The 20,783-nt window shown below is 67.3% G+C and carries 20 protein-coding genes; 8 read left to right on the top strand and 12 right to left on the bottom strand.

All coding sequences use genetic code 11. The features are described 5' to 3' along the window. Nucleotides 1-52 precede the first annotated feature (52 nt). The 4 genes from EDC62_RS10955 to EDC62_RS10940 all read left to right on the top strand — a co-directional run bounded on the left by EDC62_RS10955 (nucleotide 53) and on the right by EDC62_RS10940 (nucleotide 3,457). The gene (locus EDC62_RS10955; protein WP_342767072.1) at nucleotides 53-622 is read left to right on the top strand and encodes a DUF2237 family protein; all 570 of its coding nucleotides are present in this window, start codon (nucleotides 53-55) and stop codon (nucleotides 620-622) included. A gap of 93 nt (nucleotides 623-715) precedes the next feature. Beyond that, nucleotides 716-1,705 (top strand): FAD-binding domain-containing protein, encoded by a 990-nt coding sequence (locus EDC62_RS10950; RefSeq protein WP_124223641.1) that lies wholly within the window; start codon nucleotides 716-718, stop codon nucleotides 1,703-1,705. A gap of 1 nt (nucleotide 1,706) precedes the next feature. Next, nucleotides 1,707-1,895 carry a DUF2256 domain-containing protein gene (locus EDC62_RS10945; protein WP_124223639.1) on the top strand — a complete coding sequence of 63 codons (189 nt, stop codon included), beginning with the start codon at nucleotides 1,707-1,709 and terminating at the stop codon, nucleotides 1,893-1,895. Beyond that, nucleotides 1,892-3,457: a cryptochrome/photolyase family protein gene (locus EDC62_RS10940; RefSeq protein WP_124223637.1), complete on the top strand. Its 1,566-nt coding sequence runs from the start codon at nucleotides 1,892-1,894 to the stop codon at nucleotides 3,455-3,457. The genes EDC62_RS10945 and EDC62_RS10940 overlap by 4 nt, the downstream gene beginning before the upstream one ends. 119 nt (nucleotides 3,458-3,576) lie before the next feature. Here the strand turns inward: EDC62_RS10940 and EDC62_RS13035 are convergent, their stop codons facing one another. Next, the gene (locus tag EDC62_RS13035; protein ID WP_170159057.1) at nucleotides 3,577-3,765 is read right to left on the bottom strand and encodes a hypothetical protein; all 189 of its coding nucleotides are present in this window, start codon (nucleotides 3,763-3,765) and stop codon (nucleotides 3,577-3,579) included. A 194-nt stretch (nucleotides 3,766-3,959) separates the two neighbouring features. On the opposite strand from EDC62_RS13035, the gene EDC62_RS10930 reads away from it, so the two are divergent. Both EDC62_RS10930 and EDC62_RS10925 read left to right on the top strand, forming a co-directional pair. Next, complete coding sequence (locus tag EDC62_RS10930) at nucleotides 3,960-4,703, top strand: SDR family NAD(P)-dependent oxidoreductase (protein WP_124223635.1); 744 nt, start codon at nucleotides 3,960-3,962, stop codon at nucleotides 4,701-4,703. Nucleotides 4,704-4,915: 212 nt separating this feature from the next. Further along, a complete protein-coding gene (locus EDC62_RS10925) occupies nucleotides 4,916-5,491 on the top strand; it encodes a hypothetical protein (protein WP_124223632.1) in 576 nt (191 codons plus the stop codon). Here the strand turns inward: EDC62_RS10925 and EDC62_RS10920 are convergent. The 11 genes from EDC62_RS10920 to EDC62_RS10875 form a co-directional block, all read right to left on the bottom strand. Further along, complete coding sequence (locus EDC62_RS10920) at nucleotides 5,463-6,908, bottom strand: coniferyl aldehyde dehydrogenase (RefSeq protein WP_124223630.1); 1,446 nt, start codon at nucleotides 6,906-6,908, stop codon at nucleotides 5,463-5,465. The two genes, EDC62_RS10925 and EDC62_RS10920, sit on opposite strands and share 29 nt — an antisense overlap. A 121-nt stretch (nucleotides 6,909-7,029) precedes the next feature. Beyond that, nucleotides 7,030-9,636 (bottom strand): ATP-dependent chaperone ClpB, encoded by a 2,607-nt coding sequence (clpB, locus tag EDC62_RS10915; RefSeq protein ID WP_124223627.1) that lies wholly within the window; start codon nucleotides 9,634-9,636, stop codon nucleotides 7,030-7,032. 100 nt (nucleotides 9,637-9,736) lie between these two features. Then, on the bottom strand, nucleotides 9,737-10,213 hold the full coding sequence (locus EDC62_RS10910) for a molybdenum cofactor biosynthesis protein MoaE (RefSeq protein WP_124223624.1): 477 nt from the start codon (nucleotides 10,211-10,213) through the stop codon (nucleotides 9,737-9,739). Between the two features lie 5 nt (nucleotides 10,214-10,218). Then, nucleotides 10,219-10,470: a molybdopterin converting factor subunit 1 gene (gene moaD / locus EDC62_RS10905; protein WP_124223776.1), complete on the bottom strand. Its 252-nt coding sequence runs from the start codon at nucleotides 10,468-10,470 to the stop codon at nucleotides 10,219-10,221. Nucleotides 10,471-10,525: 55 nt separating this feature from the next. Beyond that, entirely contained in the window at nucleotides 10,526-13,153 is a 2,628-nt protein-coding gene (locus tag EDC62_RS10900) for a bifunctional diguanylate cyclase/phosphodiesterase (RefSeq protein ID WP_124223622.1), read from the bottom strand. 25 nt (nucleotides 13,154-13,178) lie between these two features. Next, nucleotides 13,179-14,528, bottom strand: a complete 1,350-nt coding sequence (locus EDC62_RS10895) for a molybdopterin molybdotransferase MoeA (protein ID WP_124223619.1) — start codon at nucleotides 14,526-14,528, stop codon at nucleotides 13,179-13,181. A gap of 62 nt (nucleotides 14,529-14,590) precedes the next feature. Further along, a complete protein-coding gene (locus EDC62_RS13025; RefSeq protein WP_170159064.1) occupies nucleotides 14,591-14,761 on the bottom strand; it encodes a hypothetical protein in 171 nt (56 codons plus the stop codon). Nucleotides 14,762-14,825: 64 nt separating this feature from the next. Next, complete coding sequence (gene mobB, locus EDC62_RS10890) at nucleotides 14,826-15,404, bottom strand: molybdopterin-guanine dinucleotide biosynthesis protein B (protein ID WP_124223616.1); 579 nt, start codon at nucleotides 15,402-15,404, stop codon at nucleotides 14,826-14,828. Between the two features lie 209 nt (nucleotides 15,405-15,613). Beyond that, the gene (gene thrC, locus EDC62_RS10885) at nucleotides 15,614-17,038 is read right to left on the bottom strand and encodes a threonine synthase (protein WP_124223613.1); all 1,425 of its coding nucleotides are present in this window, start codon (nucleotides 17,036-17,038) and stop codon (nucleotides 15,614-15,616) included. 1 nt (nucleotide 17,039) lies between these two features. Beyond that, nucleotides 17,040-18,362: a homoserine dehydrogenase gene (locus EDC62_RS10880; RefSeq protein ID WP_124223610.1), complete on the bottom strand. Its 1,323-nt coding sequence runs from the start codon at nucleotides 18,360-18,362 to the stop codon at nucleotides 17,040-17,042. A 71-nt stretch (nucleotides 18,363-18,433) separates the two neighbouring features. Beyond that, nucleotides 18,434-19,663 (bottom strand): pyridoxal phosphate-dependent aminotransferase, encoded by a 1,230-nt coding sequence (locus tag EDC62_RS10875; protein ID WP_124223608.1) that lies wholly within the window; start codon nucleotides 19,661-19,663, stop codon nucleotides 18,434-18,436. A 99-nt stretch (nucleotides 19,664-19,762) separates the two neighbouring features. On the opposite strand from EDC62_RS10875, the gene EDC62_RS10870 reads away from it, so the two are divergent. Beyond that, nucleotides 19,763-20,155, top strand: coding sequence for an Mth938-like domain-containing protein (locus tag EDC62_RS10870; protein WP_124223606.1), 393 nt, complete (start codon nucleotides 19,763-19,765; stop codon nucleotides 20,153-20,155). Nucleotides 20,156-20,290: 135 nt separating this feature from the next. Next, nucleotides 20,291-20,779, top strand: coding sequence for a peroxiredoxin (locus tag EDC62_RS10865; protein ID WP_124223603.1), 489 nt, complete (start codon nucleotides 20,291-20,293; stop codon nucleotides 20,777-20,779). The last annotated feature ends 4 nt before the right edge of the window (nucleotides 20,780-20,783 follow it).

The raw sequence follows: 20,783 nt of genomic DNA, 5'->3' as shown, positions 1-20,783 counted from the left end.
GGATTGGCAGCGTCGGTGCATTCGTGCGTGGAAACGGTCTACACTGTGCGCCATGAACGACCCGTTCACAAAACGACTTCGCCGCACCGATTACAGCCGCTCGGGTTTTATGGGTGCCGGTTCGCTGCTGGCGCTGATGCTCGCGGCGGCCACATCGCCGATCGCGGCGGGGTCGGATTTCATGGCTTGGAAGGAGGATCCGATGACCGCCGAACGCCCACACACCCCCACCGAGCCGCGCGGGCTCAATGTGCTCGGCACCCCGCTCAAACCCTGCAGCACCGCACCGCTCACCGGCTATGCGCGCGACGGCTTCTGCAGCGTCGTCGGGCAGGACGCCGGCGTGCACGGCGTCTGCGCGGTGATGGACGAGCGCTTCCTGCAATTCACCCGCGCGCAGGGCAACGACCTCATCACCCCGCGGCCCGAGTGGCGCTTTCCCGGCCTCAAGCCCGGCGACCGCTGGTGCGTCTGCGCGGGCCGCTGGCAGGAGGCTTTGGACGCCGGCGTCGCGCCCAAGGTGGTGCTGGCCGCCACCAGCGAAAAAGTGCTCGACAGCCTGTTCCTCGACGACCTGCTTAAGCACGCCGTGGATGCCCCGGCGGGCCTGAATCAGCGCTGAGAGGCTGAGCTGGGCCGCTTCCGCCGACGACTGCGCTCATGCCCGAGCCCCGCGCCCTCGTCTGGTTCAAACGCGACCTGCGCTGCGCCGACCATGCGCCGCTGGCCGGACCGGGGCGAATTTCCCAGCCTCGTCGAACTCGGCCTGCCTGCCGAGCGCCCCACACCGGCTGCGGGCGAGGCCGCGGCGCGGCAGACGCTGCAGAGCTTTTTGTCCACGCGCGGCGAGGGCTACCGCTTCAACCTCTCCAGTCCGCTGCGCGCCGAGCAGGACTGCTCGCGCCTGTCGGCCTACCTCGCCTTCGGCATGATCGGTATGCGGCAGGTGCATCAGGCGACCGCGCAGCGCATCGCCGAACTGCTCGCCGCAGGCACGCCGCAGGCGAAGAGCTTCGCGCGCCATCTCGACGGATTTGCCGCGCGGCTGCGCTGGCATTGTCATTTCATGCAAAAGCTCGAAGACGAGCCGGGCATCGAGTTCCACAACTTCGCCCGTGCCTACGACGGCCTGCGCGACCCAGAGCCCAACCCCCAGCTGTTCGCCGCCTGGCGCGAGGGGCGCACCGGCTTTCCCATGGTGGACGCCTGCATGCGCTGCCTCAACGCCACCGGCTGGATCAACTTCCGCATGCGCGCGATGCTGGTGAGCTTTGCCGCCTACCACCTGTGGCTGCACTGGCGCGCGCCGGGCCTGCATCTGGCGCGCCAGTTCCTCGACTTCGAGGCCGGTATCCACTGGAGCCAGATGCAGATGCAATCGGGCACCACCGGCATCAACACGCTGCGCATCTACTCGCCCACCAAGCAGCAGCGCGACCACGACCCCGATTTCGGCTTCATCCGCCGTTGGCTGCCCGAATGGGGCACACGCAACTATCCGCCGCCGATCGTGGACGAGCGGGCGGCGCTCGCCCAAGCCAAGACGCGCCTCTATGCCCTGCGCCGCCAGCCCGAGGCGCGCGCCGAGGCCGACGCCGTGCAGCAACGTCACGGCTCACGCAAGAGCGGGCTGCCACCCACCCAGCGCCCGCGCTGCCGCAGTGCCGAAACCCCCTCGGCCCTGCAACGCGAGTTGTTTGAATGAAATGAAACCACCCACCGGCTACAAGGGCAACAAGGCCAGCCTGCCCAGCAAACCCTGCGCCGTCTGCGGTCGGCCCATGAGCTGGCGCCGCGCCTGGGCCAAGAACTGGGAACAGGTGCGCTACTGCAGCGAGGCCTGCCGCCGCCAGGCCCAGTCACAGCGCGGCACCCAACCGGACGGCGGCGGATGAACGCGCCCCCGCGCCCCGTGCCGCAACCGCTGCGCCATCTCGTCCTGGTGCTGGGCGACCAGCTCGATGCCGCGTCGAGCGCCTTCGACGGCTTCGACCCCGCGTGCGACGCGGTCTGGATGGCCGAAGTCGCCGAGGAATCGACCCATGTCTGGTCCTCCCAGCCGCGCATCGCGCTCTTTCTCGCCGCCATGCGCCATTTCGCTGCGGACCTTGCTGCGCGCGGCTGGGCGGTGCACCACACACGCCTGGACGATGCGACCAACACCGGCACGCTCGCCGGCGAACTGGCCCGTGCGGTGCAGGCGCTGCGCCCGGCGGCACTCATCCTCACCGCGCCGGGCGACTGGCGGGTGCTGCAGGCGCTGCGTGCGCAGGCGCGTGCGCTCGGGCTGCCTCTGGAGCTGCGCGACGACCGGCATTTTTTTGCCACCGTGCGCGATTTCGCCACCCACGCCCAGGGGCGCAAGAGCCTGCGCATGGAGTTCTTCTACCGCGAGATGCGCCGCCGCCACCGCGTGCTGATGGACGGCGACCAGCCCGCCGGTGGGCAGTGGAATTTCGACGCCGACAACCGCGCTGCCTTCCCGCCGAGCGGCCCACCCCCGGTGCCCGCGCCACTGGGCTTCGCGCCGGATACGGTCACGCGAGCGGTCATCACGCTGGTGCGCGAGCGTTTTGCCGGCCACCCCGGCGCGCTGGACGACTTCGACTGGCCCCTCACCCGCGCGCAGGCCCTGTCCGAGTTGGAGGATTTCATCACCCACCGACTGGCGGACTTCGGCCGCTGGCAGGACGCGCTCTGGCCCGCGCAGCCGTGGCTGTGGCATTCCCGCCTGTCGGCCGCGCTCAACCTCAAGCTGCTCCACCCCCGCGAGGTGGTGGCCGCGGCCGAAGCCGCCTGGCGCGACGGAACGGTGCCGCTGGCCAGCGCCGAGGGCTTCATCCGCCAGATCCTCGGCTGGCGCGAATACGTGCGCGGCATCTACTGGACGCAGATGCCAGGCTACCTCGAGGGCAACGCCCTGGGTGCGCACCTGCCGCTGCCTGCCTGGTTCTGGACCGGCGAAACCGACATGGCCTGCCTGCGCGACGCCCTGCGGCAAACCCTGCGCCTGGGCTACGCGCACCACATTCAGCGGCTGATGGTCATCGGCCTTTATGCGCTGCTGCTCGGCGTGCGCCCGCGGGAGGTGCACGCCTGGTTTCTGGCGGTGTATGTGGACGCGGTGGAGTGGGTGGAGCTGCCCAATGTGCTGGGCATGAGCCAGTTCGCCGACGGCGGCCGGATGGCGAGCAAACCCTATATCGCCAGCGGCAAATACATCGAACGCATGAGCGCAGGCAGCTACTGCCGCGGCTGCCGTTTTGATCCGGCGCTGCGCACCGGCCCGCGCGCCTGCCCCTACACCACGCTCTATTGGGATTTCCTGCTGCGCTTTGAAGCGCGGCTGGCGGCGAATCCGCGCACGGTGATGCAGGTGAAAAACCTCGCCCGGCTGGATGCGGCCGAGCGCGAGGCCATCCGCACGCAGGCGCAGCTGCTGCGGGAGGGGTCATGAACACGCCACCCGCCGCGCTCGACGCTCTGCACGACTTCCCGCCCACGATCGAGGCGGCCCGCGCGCGCCTCGCCGCGATGCGGCCAGCCGACTATGCGCGCAGCCGCAACCATTTGAACCTAAATCCGGCAGTTGGGCGCGCCCGGGCGGGCCGTCGTCGGGCGCGCGGGCAAGGCGCAAACCACAGCCATGGCGCTCGCCATGGCGAGGATTTGCAACGCCGCCCCCGCGCCCGAGGGCGGCTCGAACGGGTGCGCAGCGCTCACCCAAGCGGTGAACGGCTTTTGCACCCAAAACGGTTCAAACATCAACACCTTGTATTCAGCTCAAAGCGGTCAACTGCCGGATTTAGGTTGAACGGCGCGGTCACCCGGCTTTCGCCCTATCTCACGCACGGCCTGCTGACGCTGCCAGCGCCCTGGCCCGAGCCCGCGACGCGCTGCCGATCGTTCTCGGCCTACTGGGCCGAGGTGTCTCGCCATCCCTTGAGGAGAACCGTTCCATGACTGAATCCACCCCCATCGTGCTCATCACCGGCGCCCGCGGCGGCATTGGCCGCGCGCTGTGCCATCAGCTGCAATCCGAGGGCTGGCGCGTCGCCGCCGTCGGCCGCGACGCCGCGCTGCTCGAAGACGTCCCAGCGCAGGCGCGCATTGCCGCCGACACCACCACGCCCGAAGGCGCAGCGCTGGCCATCGCGGCGTGCAGCACGCAGCTTGGCGCGCCCACGCATCTGGCGCACTGCGTAGGCAGCACGCTCATCGCGCCGCTGCACCGCACCACCCCGGCGCAGTGGCGCGAGGTGTTGCGGGTGAACCTGGACAGTGCGCTCGCGATGCTCGGCGCGTGGATCGAGTCGCGCCGCGCAGCGCAGGCGCCGGGTGCCGCCGTGCTGGTGAGTTCGGTGGTCGCCGGCATCGGTGTCGCCAACCACGAGGCGATCGCCGCGGCCAAGGCCGGGGTCGAAGGGCTGGTGCGCAGCGCCGCGGCCACCTATGCGGGGCTGGGGCTGCGGGTCAACGCGGTGGCGCCGGGCATGACCGACACGCCGATGACGGCGGGCATGCTCAAAGTCCCGGCGATGCGTGAAGGCGCGGGCAAGCAATATCCGCTCGGCGGCGTGCAAACACCCGATCAGGTCGCGCAAGCCATGGCCTGGCTGCTGTCAGACGCTGCCAGCCGCATCACCGGCCATGTGCTGCCGGTCGATGGCGGCTTCAGCCATGTGCGACCGTTGGTGAAGTGAGCCGGGGCGCGCGCCGCCTTGGAGTAGCGGCGCGGCCGGCCCTGGACAGCCTGGTCACGCGCTCTTTTTTTAAGAGCGAACATCGCCGATTTCACGCCGGCAAGCGCTGAAAAATTCTTGAAACACGAGCTTCATGGCCCTGTCACAGCGCTGAGTGAAGATCGGCGGGCGAAGCGTCCGGTTCTGGCGCACCGAAAACGTGCGAGGTTGCCATGCGAGCCCAGCCGATCTTTGAAAAGACCTCAAAAGCCTTGGAAGTGTTGGCCCAGCGCGGGCGTGAACTGACGCCCCGGCAACGGGCCTTGCTGCTCTTGGTCAATGGACAGCGCAGCCTGCGGGAGTTGGAAGCGCTCATGGGTCAGCCCGTCGCCGATCCGTTGCAGTCGCTGCTGCAGGGCGGCTACCTGCAGCCCGCGAACCTTGTGGCAGCCGAGCCTCCGCCCGACGACCCGGTGGTTGCCGAGCCCCCGGTCCGCGTCGCCACGGTGGCCGACCGGTTCACGCACGGCCGCTCCGTCGCCGCGGCGCGTATGTACCTGTTCGACATGACCGAGCGCTTCTTTGCGCGCGCCCAGCCCGAGCGTGCGCAGCAGTTGCGCGACTTGTTCCGCCAAGCCCGCGATGTGGCCGAACTGGTCGAGTCGGCGTGGCTGCTGCTTGCGCATGTCAAGGCGCTTGCCGGCGAAGAGCGTGCCGAGGGCATCCGCCTGCGGCTCGCCACCATGCTGCCGGAGGGCGCGCTCGACGCCGTTACGTCCGCTACAGAATCTTCCGAAGCAAGCCTGTGACCTGGCGGAAGCGCGCGCCGTAGGGCGGGTAGAACAGATGCCCCAGCCCCAAGCGCGACTGCACCAGCACCGATTTTTCGTGGGTGAAGGTCAGGAAGCCGCGGTGGCCGTGGTAGGCGCCCCAGCCGCTTTCGCCCACGCCGCCAAAGGGCAGGTTCTCGTGCGCGATGTGCATGAGCGTGTCGTTGACCGACACGCCGCCGCTGACGGTGCGGTTGAGCACCGCGTCGCGTGATGCGATATCGCTGCCGAACCAGTACAGCGCCAGCGGCCGCGGGCGTGCGTTGATCGCCTCGATGGCTTCATCGAGCGTGTCGTAGGGCACGACGGGCAGCACCGGGCCGAAAATTTCCTCCTCCAGCACGCGCTGCCCGGGCTGCGCGCCAAAGAGCAGCACCGGCGCCATCTGGCGCGTCTCGGGGTCGATGTGCAGCTGATTGAGCGCGCCGCCTGCGGGGTCGACCACGACCACGCGCGCACCGCCAGAGCGGGCCTCATCGACCAGCGCGCGCAGCCGCGCGAGGTGGCGCTCGGTGATGACGCTGGCGTAGTCGCCGTTGCCCATAATTTTTGGGAACAGCCGAGCGACTGCCTGGGTAAAGGCGCGCTCGAAATCGGCCTCCATGCCGCGGGGCAGCAGCACATAGTCGGGCGCAATGCAGGTCTGGCCCGCGTTGAGCAGCTTGCCGTGGGCGATCTTGAGGGCCGCGTCACCCATGGTGACCGAGCGATCGATGACGGCGGGCGACTTGCCGCCGAGTTCGAGCGTGGTCGGCGTGAGGTTGGCCGCCGCCGCAGCCGCCACCTTGCGACCGACCGCGGTCGATCCGGTGAAGAACAGGTGATCGAAAGGCAGCGAGGCGAATTCAGCCGCGACCTGCGCGTCGCCCTCGATCACGCAAAACTCCTCCGGCGCGTAGTGCTGCCGCACCAGTTCAGCCAAGAGCGCCGAGGTGCGCGGCGTGAGTTCGCTGGGCTTGAGCATGACCCGGTTGCCCGCGGCCATGGCCGTAGCCGCCGGAGCCAAGGCGAGTTGGATCGGATAGTTCCACGGGGAAATCACCCCCACCACGCCCAGCGGCTGACGCTGGATGTAGGCTGTGGCCGGCTGCAAGTACACGGGCGTGGCCACCCGCGTGGGCTTCATCCAGCGCGGCAGGTGGCGCTGCAGATGGCCGAGCATGGCGCGCAGCACGAACAAGTCGGCCACTTCGGTCAGACCCGGCGAGCGCACGCCAAAATCAGCCTCCACGGCCGCATGCAGGGCCGCACCGTGGCCGTCGATCAGCTTCTTCATGCGGTGTAGCCGGTCGCGTCGCACCGAGAGCGGCGGATCGATCTCGGCGCGGCTGGCACGGAACTGGGCGTCGAACAAAGCGTGCATGGGCATGGCAAACGGTGGTGGGTTGTGCGTCATTTAGCCATCATAGGAGCGCCGCCGCCGCCCGATTAGAGGGCTCGCCCCAATCGACCCGGCGAAAAAAAAGACCCCCGGCCCGAGGGCTGGGGGTCTAGCACAGGCCGTGGTGCAGGGCCGATCAGGCGACGCCGCCGCTGAATATGAACTGGCCTGGTGCGCGCACCGGGTCCACCGAGACGGTGATGACCGACTTCGGCGGGAAGCGCCCTTCGAGCAGCAGCTTCGCCAGCGGGTTCTCGATGCGCTGCTGGATCGCCCGCTTGAGCGGCCGCGCGCCGAACACCGGGTCGAAGCCCACTTTCGCCAGCTCCTCGAGCGCCGCGGGCGTGACCTGCAGATCCAGATCCATCTTCGCCAGCCGCTCGCGCAACGCTTGCAGCTGGATGTTGGCGATCGACTGGATGTGCTTGGCGTCCAGCGGATGGAACACCACCGTCTCGTCGATGCGGTTGAGGAACTCGGGCCGGAAGTAGTTCTTCAGCTCGTCCGTCACCGCGTCCTTGATCTCGTCATAGGGCCGCCCGGCCATGTTCTGGATGATGGGCGAGCCGATGTTCGAGGTCATGACGATGACCGTGTTCTTGAAGTCCACCGTGCGGCCCTGTCCGTCGGTCAGCCGCCCATCGTCGAGCACCTGCAACAGCACGTTGAACACGTCGGGGTGGGCTTTTTCCACCTCGTCGAGCAGCAGCACGGAATACGGCTTGCGACGCACCGCCTCGGTGAGGTAGCCGCCTTCTTCATAGCCCACATAGCCCGGGGGCGCACCGATGAGACGCGCGACCGAGTGCTTCTCCATGAACTCGCTCATGTCGATGCGCACCAGGTGCTCTTCGCTGTCGAACAGGAAGCCGGCGAGCGCCTTGCACAGCTCGGTCTTGCCCACGCCGGTGGGGCCGAGGAACAGGAACGAGCCGGTGGGCCGGTTCGGGTCCGACAGACCCGCCCGCGAGCGCCGGATGGCGTTGGAGACCGCGACGATCGCCTCGTCCTGGCCGACCACGCGCTCGTGCAGCTTCTCTTCCATGTGCAGCAGCTTGTCTTTCTCGCTCTGCATCATCTTGGAGACCGGAATGCCAGTCGCGCGGCTGACCACCTCGGCGATTTCCTCCGCGCCCACTTGCGTGCGCAGCAGACGGCGCGGCTTGCCTTCGCCACCGGCGGCGGCTTCCTGCTCTTGCGCCTGCTTGAGGCGACGCTCGAGCTCGGGCAGCTTGCCGTATTGCAGCTCGGCGACCTTGTTGAAGTCACCCTTGCGCGTGAGCTCCTCGATCTGCAGCTTGAGCTTCTCGATTTCCTCGCGAATCTGTTTGCTGCCGAGCACGGCGGCTTTTTCGGCCTGCCAGATCTCTTCGAGGTCGGCGAGCTCTTTCTTGATCTTGGTGATTTCTTCCTCGATCATCGCCAGGCGCTTTTGCGACGCCTCGTCGTGCTCTTTCTTGAGTGCCTCGCGCTCGATTTGCAGCTGAATCAGCCGCCGGTCGAGCTTGTCCATCACTTCGGGCTTGGAGTCGATCTCGATCTTGATCTTGGCTGCCGCCTCGTCGATCAGGTCGATCGCCTTGTCGGGCAGGAAGCGGTCGGTGATGTAGCGATGGCTCAACTCGGCCGCGGCGACGATCGCCGGGTCGGTGATGTCCACGCCGTGGTGCAGCTCGTACTTTTCTTGCAAGCCGCGCAGGATCGCGATGGTCTGCTCGACGGTGGGCTCATCGACCATCACCTTCTGGAAGCGGCGCTCGAGCGCAGCGTCTTTCTCGATGTATTTCCGATACTCGTCGAGCGTGGTCGCGCCGATGCAGTGCAGCTCGCCGCGCGCCAGCGCCGGCTTGAGCATGTTGCCCGCATCCATCGCGCCCTCGGCCTTACCGGCGCCCACCATGGTGTGGATTTCGTCGATGAAGAGGATGATCTTGCCCTCTTCCTGCGCGATTTCCTTCAGCAGCCCTTTGAGCCGCTCTTCGAACTCGCCGCGGTACTTGGCGCCGGCGAGCAGCCCGGCCATATCGAGCGAGAGCACGCGTTTGTCGCGCAGGCTCTCGGGCACTTCGCCGTTGACGATGCGCTGCGCCAGCCCTTCGACGATGGCGGTCTTGCCCACGCCGGGCTCACCGATGAGCACCGGGTTGTTCTTGCTGCGGCGCTGCAGGATTTGAATCGTGCGGCGAATTTCGTCGTCGCGGCCGATGACCGGGTCGAGCTTGCCGTTGCGGGCGCGCTCGGTCAGGTCGAGGGTGTACTTCTTGAGCGCTTCGCGCTGGCTTTCGGCTTCGGGGTTGTCCACTTTCTGTCCTCCTCGGATGGTGTTGATGGCGGTGTCTAAAGATTTACGGTTGAGGCCGAGCTTGCGGGCCTCGTCGGCCAGGGTCAGCCGTTTGTCGGCTTCCAGCGCCAACAGGAACATTTCGCTGGCGATGTAGTCGTCGCCGCGGTCGAGCGCTTCCTTGTCGGCCGCCTGCAGTAGGCGCAGCAGGTCGGGGCCGACCTGCACCTGGTCCTGGCCCTGAACCTCAGGCAAACGGGCAACGGCCGCATCGGCGGCTGCCTCCAGGGCACGCACGTCGACGCCAGCGCGCTCCAGCAAGGAACGCGGCCCATCCTGCTGCCGCAGCATGACGGCGAGCACATGGGCCGGATCGATGTACGCATGGCCCTTGCTCATGGCCAGCGTCTGCGCTTCCTGCAGCGCTTCCTGGAATTTGGTGGTGAGTTTGTCGATTCGCATGGAAATCCTCCGTTGACTCGGCAACTTGGGCCGGATCGGAAGGATTTCAAGGCGCAGCCGCCGCGGCAGCTTTAACGCCGGTCAAGGGGCGCAGGGCCGATCAGGTATTGCGGCTGGCGATGCCCCAGCGCGCCAGCGCCGCGTCGTCGCTCACGCGGGCATCGACCCAGCGCGCGCCCTCGGGCGTCTGCTCTTTCTTCCAGAACGGCGCCTGGGTTTTGAGGTAGTCCATGAGGAATTCGCAGGCCCGGAAGCTCTCGTCGCGGTGCGCGCTGATGACCGCCACCAGCACGATCTGGTCCAGCGGCTCGAGCAGACCCACGCGGTGAATCACCCGCGCGCCGAGGATGTCGAAACGCTGGTGCGCCTCGTCGATCATGGCCTCGATGGCCTTTTCCGTCATGCCGGGGTAGTGTTCGAGCTCCATCGTCGAGACCGATACGCCTTCGTTGCGGTCGCGCACCGTGCCCACGAACGCGCAGACCGCGCCCACGCCCTTCTTTTCCGCGCGCAGCCGCGCGACTTCGGTGGAAAGGTCGAAATCCTCGGTCTGGACGCTCACCCGCGGCGTGCCCATGGCGTTCAACCTCCGGTCACGGGCGGAAAGAAGGCGACCTCGCAGCCCTCGGCCAGCGGATGGTTCTCATCGGCCATGACCTGGTTCACCGCCGCGCGCACCGCCCGCCCCGGCGCGAGCAGCTCGGCATAAGCCCCACCGCGCGCCACCAGCGCCTGGCGCAGCTCGCCCACATTGGTCGCCGAAGTGTCGAGCGCAAGTTCGGAAATCCCCAGGCCCTCGCGCAGCGAGGCAAAAAAGCGGAGTTGGACGTGGATGTTCGGCATAGCCCAAACATCATAAGCCGAACCCGATCGAAACGATCGAACGCATTCAGCGCTGCCCGAGCCAAGCCGCCAGTGGCTGCGGCCGCGACCAGAGATAGCCCTGCCCGAGATCGACGCCCCGCGCGGCCAGGAACGCCCGCTGTGCTTCGGTTTCGACGCCTTCGGCCACCAGTTCCAGGCCCAGCGCCTTGGCCATGGCGATCAGGGCCTCGACGAGGCTGTCGGCCTGCGCGCCAGTGCCCAGATCGCGCACGAAGCTCGCGTCGATCTTGACCACATCGAAGGGCAGTTGGCGCAGGTAAGACAGGGACGAATAGCCGGTGCCAAAGTCGTCGAGCGACAGGCGCACGCCGTGCGCAGCCAGGCGTTCCAAATGCCCCCGGCCCTTGGCACTTTCGAGCAGCACCGACTCGGTGACTTCCAACTCGAGCCGCTCTGCGGGCCAGCCGGTGCGCGCGAGACGCTCGAGCACCTGGTCGGCAAAGTCGGGCAGCTCGAGCTGCCGCGCCGAAACGTTGACCGCCACATGCCGCCAACGGGGTTGCGCGCGCGCCAATTCGGGCGCTGCCGCCAACGCCAGATCGAGCACGCGCCAGCCGAGCGCGGGCATCAGACCCGCATCCTCGGCGAGCGGGATGAACTCTGCCGGCGGAACCAGCCCGCGCTGCGGATGCCGCCAACGCAGCAAGCCCTCGGCCGCGACCGCCTCGCCCGAATCGAGCGCGATTTGCGGCTGCCACCACAGCTCGAGACCGTCCGCACCGCTGCCCTGCAAGGCCGCCTCGAGTGCGACCCGCAAGGCCCGCGTGGCCTCGGTCGACTGGCTGAAGCCCCGCTCATACAGCACCCAGCGGTTGCGGCCGGCCGCTTTCGCGCGATAGAGCGCTTCATCCGCATGGCGCAGCAGCGTCCCGGGGTCGGCCCCGTCGCGCGGCCCAAGCGCAATGCCGATGCTGGCGCCCAGCGACCAGCGCTCGCCGCCCGCCACCAGCGGCGCGCGCAGCGCCTCGAGCACATCCTCGGTGCGCTCGATCGCGACTTCGGCGCTGACGCCCTCGAGCAGCAGCACGAATTCATCCCCGCCCAGCCGGGCGGCGAGGTCGCCCGCGCGGACATGATGGAGCAGCCGCAGCGCCACTGCGCGCAGCAGCTCGTCGCCGACCTCATGACCGCGCGTGTCGTTGACTTCCTTGAAGCGGTCGAGGTCGATGAACAGCAAGGCAATCGAGGTCTCCCCCCGATCGGCGCGCGCCAGCGCATGCTGCAGGTGCTCCATCAGCAGCCGCCGGTTGGGCAGGTCGGTCAGCGCGTCGTGCAGCCCGATGTGCAGCAACCGTTGTTCCGCAGCGCGCAGCGCGGCGACCTCGCGCGCCAGATCCACCTCGCGTGCCCGCAGCCGCGCGGTGTAGACCGCCAGGCGCCGCCGCAGGTGGTTGAGGGCGCGCGCCAGCGTGTGCAGCTCGGCGCTCGAATAGTCGGTGCGCACCGAATCGGTGAAGCTCAAAGCCGCCATGCGATGAGCCGCATCGGCGAGCGTCTCGATCGGCCCCGAAAGCTCGAGCGCCCAGCGGCGCATGAACACCGCAGCCGCCGCCATGGCCAGCACCATCGAGAGCAGCAGCGCCCCCATCCAGAACCGAAGCGGCGGCAGAAAGCTCATCCAGGGTGCCGCCAGAAACAAAGTGAGCGTCTCCTTCCCCAAAGCCACGGGCTGACGCGTCCAGAGCCAGGGCTGCCCCGTGATCCACGCCGTGTGGACGGCCTGGGCGTCGCTGGCATGTGCGACAAGCGCGCGCAGCACCGGATCGGGCACCGCATCGAGCCGCATCAGTTCAGGCTCGCCCGAAGGCGCCACGCCCAGCGTCAAGGACACGGCGGCACCTGCCAACCCCAGCCATTCATCGCCCGAGGTATCGACGATGGCCACACGGCCCTCAAGAGGCCGCGACAGGCGCTCGGCGATGGCCTGGATCTCCTGCACCCGCAGGTCGAATCCCAGGGCCCAGAGACTTCCGTCGCGGGCGCGCCAGGCGCGGGCTGCGGTGATGCCGGGCTCGCGCGTGGTGTAGAACACATAGGGGTGGGTCCAGCGCGTCACGCCGGGTTGCCCGGTCGCCAGCCGGTACCATGGGCGTTCACGCGGGTCGTAGGGCAGGCGCTCACGCCAGCGGCGCAGCTCCTGGCCCTGCGGGTCGAAGGCAACAAAGCGATGCTCGTCGCCCCAGCGCTCGCGATCGGTCAGGCGGAGCCACCATTCCTGACGGTCGGCCCGCCACAGCAACAGCCAGCCCTGTCCGCGCTCATTGCCCAGCACGACCGAAGTCGCGGCCGGCAGCGCCGCCATCACGCCGCGCGCGTGCCGGATGAAGGCTTCGGGCGCATCGAGCGTCGGCGGATTGGCCTGCCAGTCCGCGATCAGCAGGGTTTGCAGACCGCCCACATCGTCAAACGCCGTCGCCACTTCGGCGCGCACGGTCTGCGTCTGGCTCGAAAACAGGGCTTCGGCGTGCCGCTGCGCCAAGGGTGCGACGACGACCAACACGACGATGAGCAAAAACGCGAGCAGCAACGCCAACGCCACCCCAAGAAAACGCACCACCAAAATCCGCCGAAACCGCGGCCGTACCGGCTGCGCCAAGGGCGCAGGGGAAACCGGCGGTTCGGGCGTGGCCATGGGGCGGTTCCTGGGGCGCGTGCCCTTAGCCGATCAGGCCCTGGAGCGGCCAGTAGGCGACCCGGTCGCCGTGCCGAATGGCCTGGCCCGGCGGGTTGTCGACGAAACCGTCGCCCCAGACCGCCGAGGTGAGCACCCCCGAGCTTTGATTGGGGAACAACTCGAGCCCGCCCTGGGCGTTGCGGCGCACCCGCAGGAATTCGCGGCGCTTGTCGGGCCGCGGCCAGTCGAAGTGCGCGGGCAGCCACAGCGGCGCGGGCAGACCCGCCGGCGCGCCTTGCAAAGCCAGCAGAAACGGCCGCACCAGCACCAGAAAGGTCACGAAACTCGAGACCGGGTTGCCAGGCAGACCGATGAAGTGGCAGTGCGGGCCGGAGGCATGGAGGCTGTTGGCGCCCCTGCGCACATGGCCATGCGCGAAGGGCTTGCCGGGCTTGATGGCGATCTGCCACAGGTCGAGCGCGCCGAGCGTGCGCACGGCGGGTTTGATGTGGTCTTCCTCACCGACCGAGACGCCGCCGCTGGTGAGGATGAGGTCGTGATGGTCGGCCGCGCTTTGCAAGGCTGCGACCGTGGCGTCGAGCCGGTCGGGGACGATGCCGAGGTCGCTCACCTCGCAGCCGAGGCGATGCAGCAGCGCGCGCAGAAAGAAGCGGTTCGAGTTGTAAATCGCGCCGGCGGGCAGCGCTTCGGGCGCGACCTCGCCGGGCATGACGAGTTCGTCGCCGGTCGAAAACAGCGCCACCCGAGGCCGCGCGACGACTTCGAGCCGCGCCGCGCCGATGCTTGCCGCAAGCCCCAGGGCGGCGGGGTTGAGCCGCGTGCCGCGCGTGAGCACGGTCGCACCGCGCGCCACATCCTCGCCGGCGCGGCGCACGAACTGGCCCGCGCGCGGCACCGAGAGGAAGCGCACGCCGTGAACGTCGCCGCTGACCGCCTCGGTGTCTTCCTGCGGCACCACGGCGTCGGCACCTGCGGGCACGGGTGCGCCGGTGAAGATGCGCGCGGCCGTCCCAGGCTCGAGCGGCTGCGGCGCGTCCCCCGCGGCGATGCGCTGCGACACGCGCAGCACGACGCCGGGGTGGCTGACATCGGCGGCGCGCACCGCATAGCCGTCCATCGACGAGTTGTCTTGCGGCGGCACGTGCAAGGAGGAGATCAGGTCTTGCGCGAGCACCCGCCCGTCGGCCTCGAAGGTGGAGACGAAGTCCCGCCGGGCGAGCGGCGAGACGGTGGCCAGAAGCGCGGCGAGCGCGTCGTCGAGGGGGCGCAGCGGCGCGCGCGCCGGTGGCGTCGCCAAGGGCGCGGCACGGTGCGCGTCGTTCGACGCGGCCTCAGCAGGCGCAGGGGGCGCATAGGGCGGAACATGGGTCATGGCAGCGAACTCCGGGACAGGCCGCAAGGCGCGGCGGCAATCTTGCAACGCTGTGTTTCAACCTAAATCGGGCAGTTGGGCGCGCCCGAGCGGGCCGTCATCGGGCGCGCGGGCAAGGCGCAAACCGCAGCCATGGCGCTTGTCATGGCGAGGATTTGCAACGCCGCCCCCGCGCCCGAGGGCGACTCGAACGGGTGCGCAGCGCTCACCCGAACGGTGAACGGATTTTGCACCAAAAATCGTTGGAACCTCTGCATCTTGCTTTCGGCGAGTAGCGGTCAACTGCCGGATTTAGGTTCAAATGTACAGCGCGGCGTCGTATTCGAAGCGCTCACCGTGCGCGATCAGCCAGCGCGCGAGCGCGTCGGCGTCGTTGAGGTCGAGGACCGGCAGACCGGTGGGCTCGGGCAGGGCCGAGGGGTCGTCGGTGGCAATGGCGACGATGAAGTCGTCATGCGGGTACCGCGCCGGCTTGCCCGAGGCCGCGCGCCAGACTTCGATCTTGAGCAGGTCGCTGTCTTTGTAGCCTTCGACCAGCACCCAATCGACGCCGGGCCAGAGTTCCGCGATCAGCTGGTGCACCGTGAGTTCGCCTTCGCGCTCGAACTCACGAATCAGGGCGAGCCGGCGGCTCGAGGCGGCCACCACCTCGAAGGCGCCCGCCTCGCGGTGGCGGAAGGTGTCTTTGCCGGGATGGTCGATGTCGAAGCGGTGGTGCGCATGCTTGACCACCGACACGCGCTGCCCGTGCAGCTTGAGCGCGGGGATGAGCCGCTCGACCAGCGTGGTCTTGCCCGAGCCCGAATAGCCCGCAAAGCCGACGACTTTCATAGCGACCCCTGTCGATGATTCATTTTTTGAGCCCAGATTGTCCATTGGGACGCACGAAGATGGCGCGGCGGTTTGCGAGTGGATTCGCGCACGGGGGAGGAGCCAATAGCCGAGTCTATTGGCGACGAGCACGGGGGCGAAGACGCCGCAAAGCGACCGCCAGGGCGTGCGTAGGCCCGTAGGGCCGCCGAATGGACAATCTGGGTTGAGAGCAACATCCGACCATTTCACGCTGGCATGGGGCCGAAAAAGCATCAAACCGCAGCTGCGATGAGCGCCTTGACCGCCTCGGCGTCGGCATCGAGCACCTGCACGCGCTTGGGCAGATCCTCGATGCCCACAAACCGCGCCGGGCGCTCGGGCTCGCGTCCCAAGGCCTCGACGATGGTGTCGGCGAACTTGATCGGCAGCGCCGTCTCGAGCACGATCATCGGCACGCCGGGCTTCCCGTGTTCACGCGCCACCTTGACGCCGTCGGCGGTGTGCGGGTCGATGATGACGCCGTCGCGCGCGTACACGTCGCGGATGGTGGCCAGACGGTTGGCGTGGGTGCTCTTGCCGCTCTCAAACCCGTAGCGGCTCCGGGCGAGCGCAAAGGCCGGGTCCTGGCTGAGGTCGAACCGCCCCTCGCGCGCGAGTGCCTCACCAAACAACGCCTTGCAGCGTGCGGCATCGCGCCCGATCAGGTCGAACACGAAGCGCTCGAAATTGCTGGCCTTGGAAATGTCCATCGACGGGCTCGAGGTCTCGTGCGTGTCGGCGCTGCCGCGCACGCGGTAGACGCCGGTGCGGAAGAATTCATCGAGTACGTCGTTTTCGTTGGTGGCCACGACCAGCCGGTCGATCGGCAAACCCATCTGCCGCGCCACATGCCCCGCGCAGACGTTGCCGAAGTTGCCCGAAGGCACGGTGAACGACACCCGCTGGCTGTCGTCGGCGGTCGCCTGGAAATACCCGGCGAAGTAATAGACGACCTGCGCAAGCAGCCGCGCCCAGTTGATCGAGTTGACCGTGCCGATCTTGTAGCGGCGCTTGAAGTCGAGGTCGTTGCTGACGGCCTTGACGATGTCCTGGCAGTCGTCAAAGACGCCGCGGATGGCGATGTTGTGGATGTTTTCGTCCATCAGGCTGTACATCTGCGCCTGTTGGAAGGGGCTCATGCGGCCATGCGGGCTGAGCATGAACACCCGCACGCCCTTCTTGCCGCGCATCGCGTACTCGGCCGCGCTGCCGGTGTCGCCGCTGGTCGCGCCGAGGATGTTGAGCGTCTCACCGCGGCGGGCGAGTTCGTACTCGAACAGGTTGCCGAGCAGCTGCATCGCCATGTCTTTGAACGCGAGCGTCGGGCCGTTGGAGAGCGCTTCGAGCATCAGCCCAGGCTCGAGCGGCTTGAGCGGCACGATCTCGCGCGTGCCGAACACCTCGGCGGTGTAGGTGCGCTCGCAGAGCGCGCGCAGGTCATCGGCCGGGATGTCGTCGATGTAGAGCGAGAGGATCTCGAACGCCAGCGCCGCATAGCCGTCGCGCTGCCAGACCCCGCGCAGCCGGGCCAGGGCCGCGGCGTCGAGCGGCGGGTAATGCTCGGGCAGGTAGAGGCCGCCGTCGGGCGCGAGCCCTTCGAGCAGGATTTCGCAGAAATGACGGCGCTCAGGATGGCCGCGGGTGCTCAGGTACAGCATCTCAGTTCAACTCTTCCTTGCGGATGCGCACGATCGGCGCGAGCACCGTGGGCAGCGCCTGCAGCCGGGCCAGCGCCTCGTTCATCGTGCCTTCGCGAGTTTCATGGGTGAGGATGATGAGGTCGGTGGCGGTGGCGCCCTCGCCCAGCACTTCATCGGCCTCGCGCTGCAGCACCGCGTCGATGCTGATGCCCGCCTCGGCCACGATGCCGGTCACGCGCGCGAGCACGCCGGCCTCGTCGGCCACGCGCAGGCGCAGGTAGTAGCTGGTGCGCACCTCGCTCATGGGCAGCACCGGCAGGTCGCTCATCGCGTCGGGCTGGAAGGCCAGATGCGGCACGCGCTGGTGCGGGTCGGCCGTGTGCAGCCGCGTCACGTCCACCAGGTCGGCAATCACCGCGCTGGCCGTAGGCTCGGCACCCGCGCCTTTGCCGTAGTAGAGCGTCGGCCCCACCGCGTCGCCGTGCACCACCACGGCGTTCATCGCGCCCTCGACGTTGGCGATCAGCCGCTTGGCTGGAATCAGCGTCGGGTGCACGCGCAGTTCGACGCCGCCGGCCGCACGCTTGGTGATGCCCAGCAGCTTGATGCGGTAACCCAGTTGCTCGGCGTACTTGATGTCCTGGGCGCCGAGCTGCGTGATGCCTTCGACATAGGCCTTGTCGAACTGCACCGGAATGCCAAACGCAATCGCGCTCATCAGCGTCGCCTTGTGCGCGGCGTCCACGCCCTCGATGTCGAAGGTCGGGTCGGTCTCGGCGTAGCCCAGGCGCTGCGCTTCCTTGAGCACCAAGTCGAAGTCCAGGCCCTTGTCGCGCATTTCGGACAGGATGAAGTTCGTCGTGCCGTTGATGATGCCGGCGATCCACTGGATGCGGTTGGCGGTCAGCCCTTCGCGCAGCGCCTTGATGATCGGAATGCCCCCGGCCACCGCGGCTTCGAAGGCCACCATCACGCCCTGGGCCGACGCGGCCGCGAAAATCTCGGTGCCGTGCACCGCCAGCAGCGCCTTGTTGGCCGTGACCACATGCTTGCCCGCAGCGATCGCTTCGAGCACCAAAGTCTTGGCGATGCCGTAGCCGCCGATGAGCTCGACAACGATGTCGATGTCCGGGTTCGCAATGACGGCCCGAGCATCGGCCACCACGGCCACGCCGTCACCGACGATGGATGCGGCTCGGGCCACGTCGAGGTCGGCCACCATCGTGATTTCGATGCCACGGCCCGCGCGACGGCGGATTTCTTCCTGATTGCGCCGCAGCACCTCGAAGGTGCCCCGCCCGACGGTGCCGATGCCAAGAAGGCCGACTTGGATGGGTTTCATAGCCATTTTTCCAACAAAATCGCATCCAGCCCGGCGAATACCGGCGCTGTATTGCTACTAAAAAAGAAGTGTCAATCGGTGCCGTGACGGCGTCGATAGGTTTCGAGAAACTTCGCCAGCCGGCCGATCGCCTCGCGCAGATCGTCTTCGTGCGGCAGAAAGACGATGCGGAAGTGGTCGGGGTCGGGCCAGTTGAAGCCGGTGCCCTGCACCAACATCACGCGGGTTTCCTGCAGCACCTCGAGGAAGAATTGCTGATCGTCCGCGATCGGGTAAATTTTTGGATCCAGCCGCGGGAACATGTAAAGCGCCGCCTGCGGCTTGACACAGCTGACGCCCGGAATCGCGGTGATGAGTTCATACGCCAGGTCGCGCTGGCGCCGCAGCCGCCCGCCCTCGCCCACCAGGTCTTTGATGCTCTGGTAGCCGCCCAGCGCCGTCTGGATCGCGTACTGGCCCGGCACATTCGAGCACAGTCGCATGTTCGAGAGCATGTTCAGGCCCTCGATGTAGTCCTTCGCCGGCCTTTTGTCGCCCGAGACCACCATCCAGCCCGCGCGGTAGCCGCAGGCGCGATAGGCTTTGGAGAGCGAATTGAAAGTGAGCGTGAGCACATCCTCCGACAAGCTCGCCAGCGCCGTGTGCTTGGCACCGTCGTAGAGCACCTTGTCATAGACCTCGTCGGCGAAGATCACCAGCCGGTGTTCCCGCGCGATCTGCACGATCTCGCGCAGCAACGCATCCGAATACAGAGCACCGGTCGGGTTGTTGGGGTTGATGACCACGATGCCCTTGGTGCGCGGCGTGATCTTCGCGCGAATGTCGTCGAGATCGGGCATCCAGCCGTCTTCTTCGCGGCAGCGGTAGTGCACGGGTGTGCCCCCCGAAAGGCTCGCTGCGGCGGTCCAAAGCGGATAATCGGGCGAAGGCACGAGGATTTCATCGCCGTTGTCGAGCAAGGCGTTCGTCGCCATCACGATCAACTCACTCGCGCCATTGCCGAGGTAGATGTCGTCGAGAGTCACGCCCTTGACGCCTTGCTCCTGCGTGTAGTGCATCACGGCCTTGCGCGCCGGGAAGATGCCCTTGCTTTCCGAGTAACCCGCCGAATTCGGCAGGTTGCGGATCATGTCCTGCTGGATTTCCTCGGGCGCATCGAAGCCGAACACGGCGAGGTTGCCGATGTTGAGCTTGATGATCTTGTGGCCCTCCTCCTCCATCTGCCGCGCCGCGTCCATGATCGGGCCGCGGATGTCGTAGCAAACGTTGGCGAGCTTGGCGGATTTGCGGATTGGCTTCAAAGTCCCTCCGGACGGCAGTGTTCAGGCAAGGCGCGTCTCGCCTGGCCCGGGCATCGGAAACCTATAATTTGAACACATCGGCCACGGGGCTCGCCCACCATGAAATTCACCGCTGACCGCTACGACGTGCCGATCGTCACCGGCTACGGCCCCGACTGGATCGCGGTCGACGGCGAACGCATCGACGACAGCGTCCTCATCAGCAGCCTGGGCGCACGCGAAGCCTGGAACTGCGCTGCATTCGAACAGCTCGAAGCGCAGCACTTCGAGACCCTGCAGCGCTTTGGCGTCGAGCTGGTGATTTTCGGCAGCGGTTTACGCCAGCGTTTTCCGCATCCCCAGTGGCTCGCTGGCCTCTATCGCGAGCGCATCGGCGTCGAAACGATGGACACCCGCGCCGCGTGCCGCACCTACAACATCCTCGCCGGCGAAGGGCGCAAGGTCTTGCTGGCGGCACTCATCGAGCGCGTGGCACCTCCCGGAAGCCCCTAGACCGCGCCGACACCCAAAGCGCGGTAAAATCCTGGTTTGCCGCAATCCACGGCCTGGCCCTGAACAGCGGTTCATCTTGAGACCGCAACCGGCCTCTGGCCTTGCAGCACCGACTGTCACACAAGATTGAAGACCATGGCGATCGTTGTCAACAAACCCCTCCCGGAATTCGAAGCCAACGCAACCGGAGGCGTCAAGGTCACGAACACGTCGCATCTCGGGCAAATCCTGATCCTTTACTTCTACCCGAAGGACAACACGCCCGGCTGCACCACCGAAGCGATGCAGTTCCGCGACCATTACCCAGACTTCGTCAAGGCCGGTGCGGTCGTCTTCGGCGTCTCGCGCGACAACATGAAGTCGCACGAAGAGTTCAAAGCCAAGCTCGAGCTGCCCTTTGAACTCATAGCCGACACCGAAGAAAAAATGTGCCACATGTTCGGTGTCGTCAAAAACAAAATCATGTACGGCAAAAAGGTCAAGGGCATCGAGCGCAGCACCTTCCTCATCGGCCCCGACGGCATCGTGAAGGAAGAATGGCGCGGCCTCAAAGTCCCCGGCCACGTCGAGGAAGTGCTCAAGGCCGTCAAGGCCCTGAAGAAAAAAGAAAAAGCCGCGGCATAAGGCA

This window comes from Tibeticola sediminis (assembly GCF_003843835.1).
Taxonomy (GTDB): domain Bacteria; phylum Pseudomonadota; class Gammaproteobacteria; order Burkholderiales; family Burkholderiaceae_C; genus Tibeticola; species Tibeticola sediminis.
Note: the sequence above shows the minus strand (reverse complement) of the source record. Positions and strands in the feature narration are given on the sequence as shown.

Excerpts from the sequence above, each read along its gene's own strand:
- EDC62_RS10930 (WP_124223635.1), top strand. The coding sequence starts at position 3,960 with ATGACTGAATCCACCCCCATCGTGCTCATCACCGGCGCCCGCGGCGGC.
- EDC62_RS10880 (WP_124223610.1), bottom strand. The coding sequence starts at position 18,362 with ATGAAACCCATCCAAGTCGGCCTTCTTGGCATCGGCACCGTCGGGCGG.
- EDC62_RS13035 (WP_170159057.1), bottom strand. The coding sequence starts at position 3,765 with ATGTTTGAACCGTTTTGGGTGCAAAAGCCGTTCACCGCTTGGGTGAGC.
- EDC62_RS10920 (WP_124223630.1), bottom strand. The coding sequence starts at position 6,908 with ATGACGCACAACCCACCACCGTTTGCCATGCCCATGCACGCTTTGTTC.
- EDC62_RS10900 (WP_124223622.1), bottom strand. The coding sequence starts at position 13,153 with ATGGCCACGCCCGAACCGCCGGTTTCCCCTGCGCCCTTGGCGCAGCCG.
- EDC62_RS10950 (WP_124223641.1), top strand. The coding sequence starts at position 716 with ATGCGCCGCTGGCCGGACCGGGGCGAATTTCCCAGCCTCGTCGAACTC.
- EDC62_RS10895 (WP_124223619.1), bottom strand. The coding sequence starts at position 14,528 with ATGACCCATGTTCCGCCCTATGCGCCCCCTGCGCCTGCTGAGGCCGCG.
- EDC62_RS10910 (WP_124223624.1), bottom strand. The coding sequence starts at position 10,213 with ATGGGCACGCCGCGGGTGAGCGTCCAGACCGAGGATTTCGACCTTTCC.
- thrC (WP_124223613.1), bottom strand. The coding sequence starts at position 17,038 with ATGCTGTACCTGAGCACCCGCGGCCATCCTGAGCGCCGTCATTTCTGC.
- EDC62_RS10870 (WP_124223606.1), top strand. The coding sequence starts at position 19,763 with ATGAAATTCACCGCTGACCGCTACGACGTGCCGATCGTCACCGGCTAC.
- EDC62_RS10940 (WP_124223637.1), top strand. The coding sequence starts at position 1,892 with ATGAACGCGCCCCCGCGCCCCGTGCCGCAACCGCTGCGCCATCTCGTC.
- mobB (WP_124223616.1), bottom strand. The coding sequence starts at position 15,404 with ATGGACAATCTGGGCTCAAAAAATGAATCATCGACAGGGGTCGCTATG.
- EDC62_RS10925 (WP_124223632.1), top strand. The coding sequence starts at position 4,916 with ATGCGAGCCCAGCCGATCTTTGAAAAGACCTCAAAAGCCTTGGAAGTG.
- EDC62_RS10865 (WP_124223603.1), top strand. The coding sequence starts at position 20,291 with ATGGCGATCGTTGTCAACAAACCCCTCCCGGAATTCGAAGCCAACGCA.
- EDC62_RS10955 (WP_342767072.1), top strand. The coding sequence starts at position 53 with ATGAACGACCCGTTCACAAAACGACTTCGCCGCACCGATTACAGCCGC.
- EDC62_RS10945 (WP_124223639.1), top strand. The coding sequence starts at position 1,707 with ATGAAACCACCCACCGGCTACAAGGGCAACAAGGCCAGCCTGCCCAGC.
- clpB (WP_124223627.1), bottom strand. The coding sequence starts at position 9,636 with ATGCGAATCGACAAACTCACCACCAAATTCCAGGAAGCGCTGCAGGAA.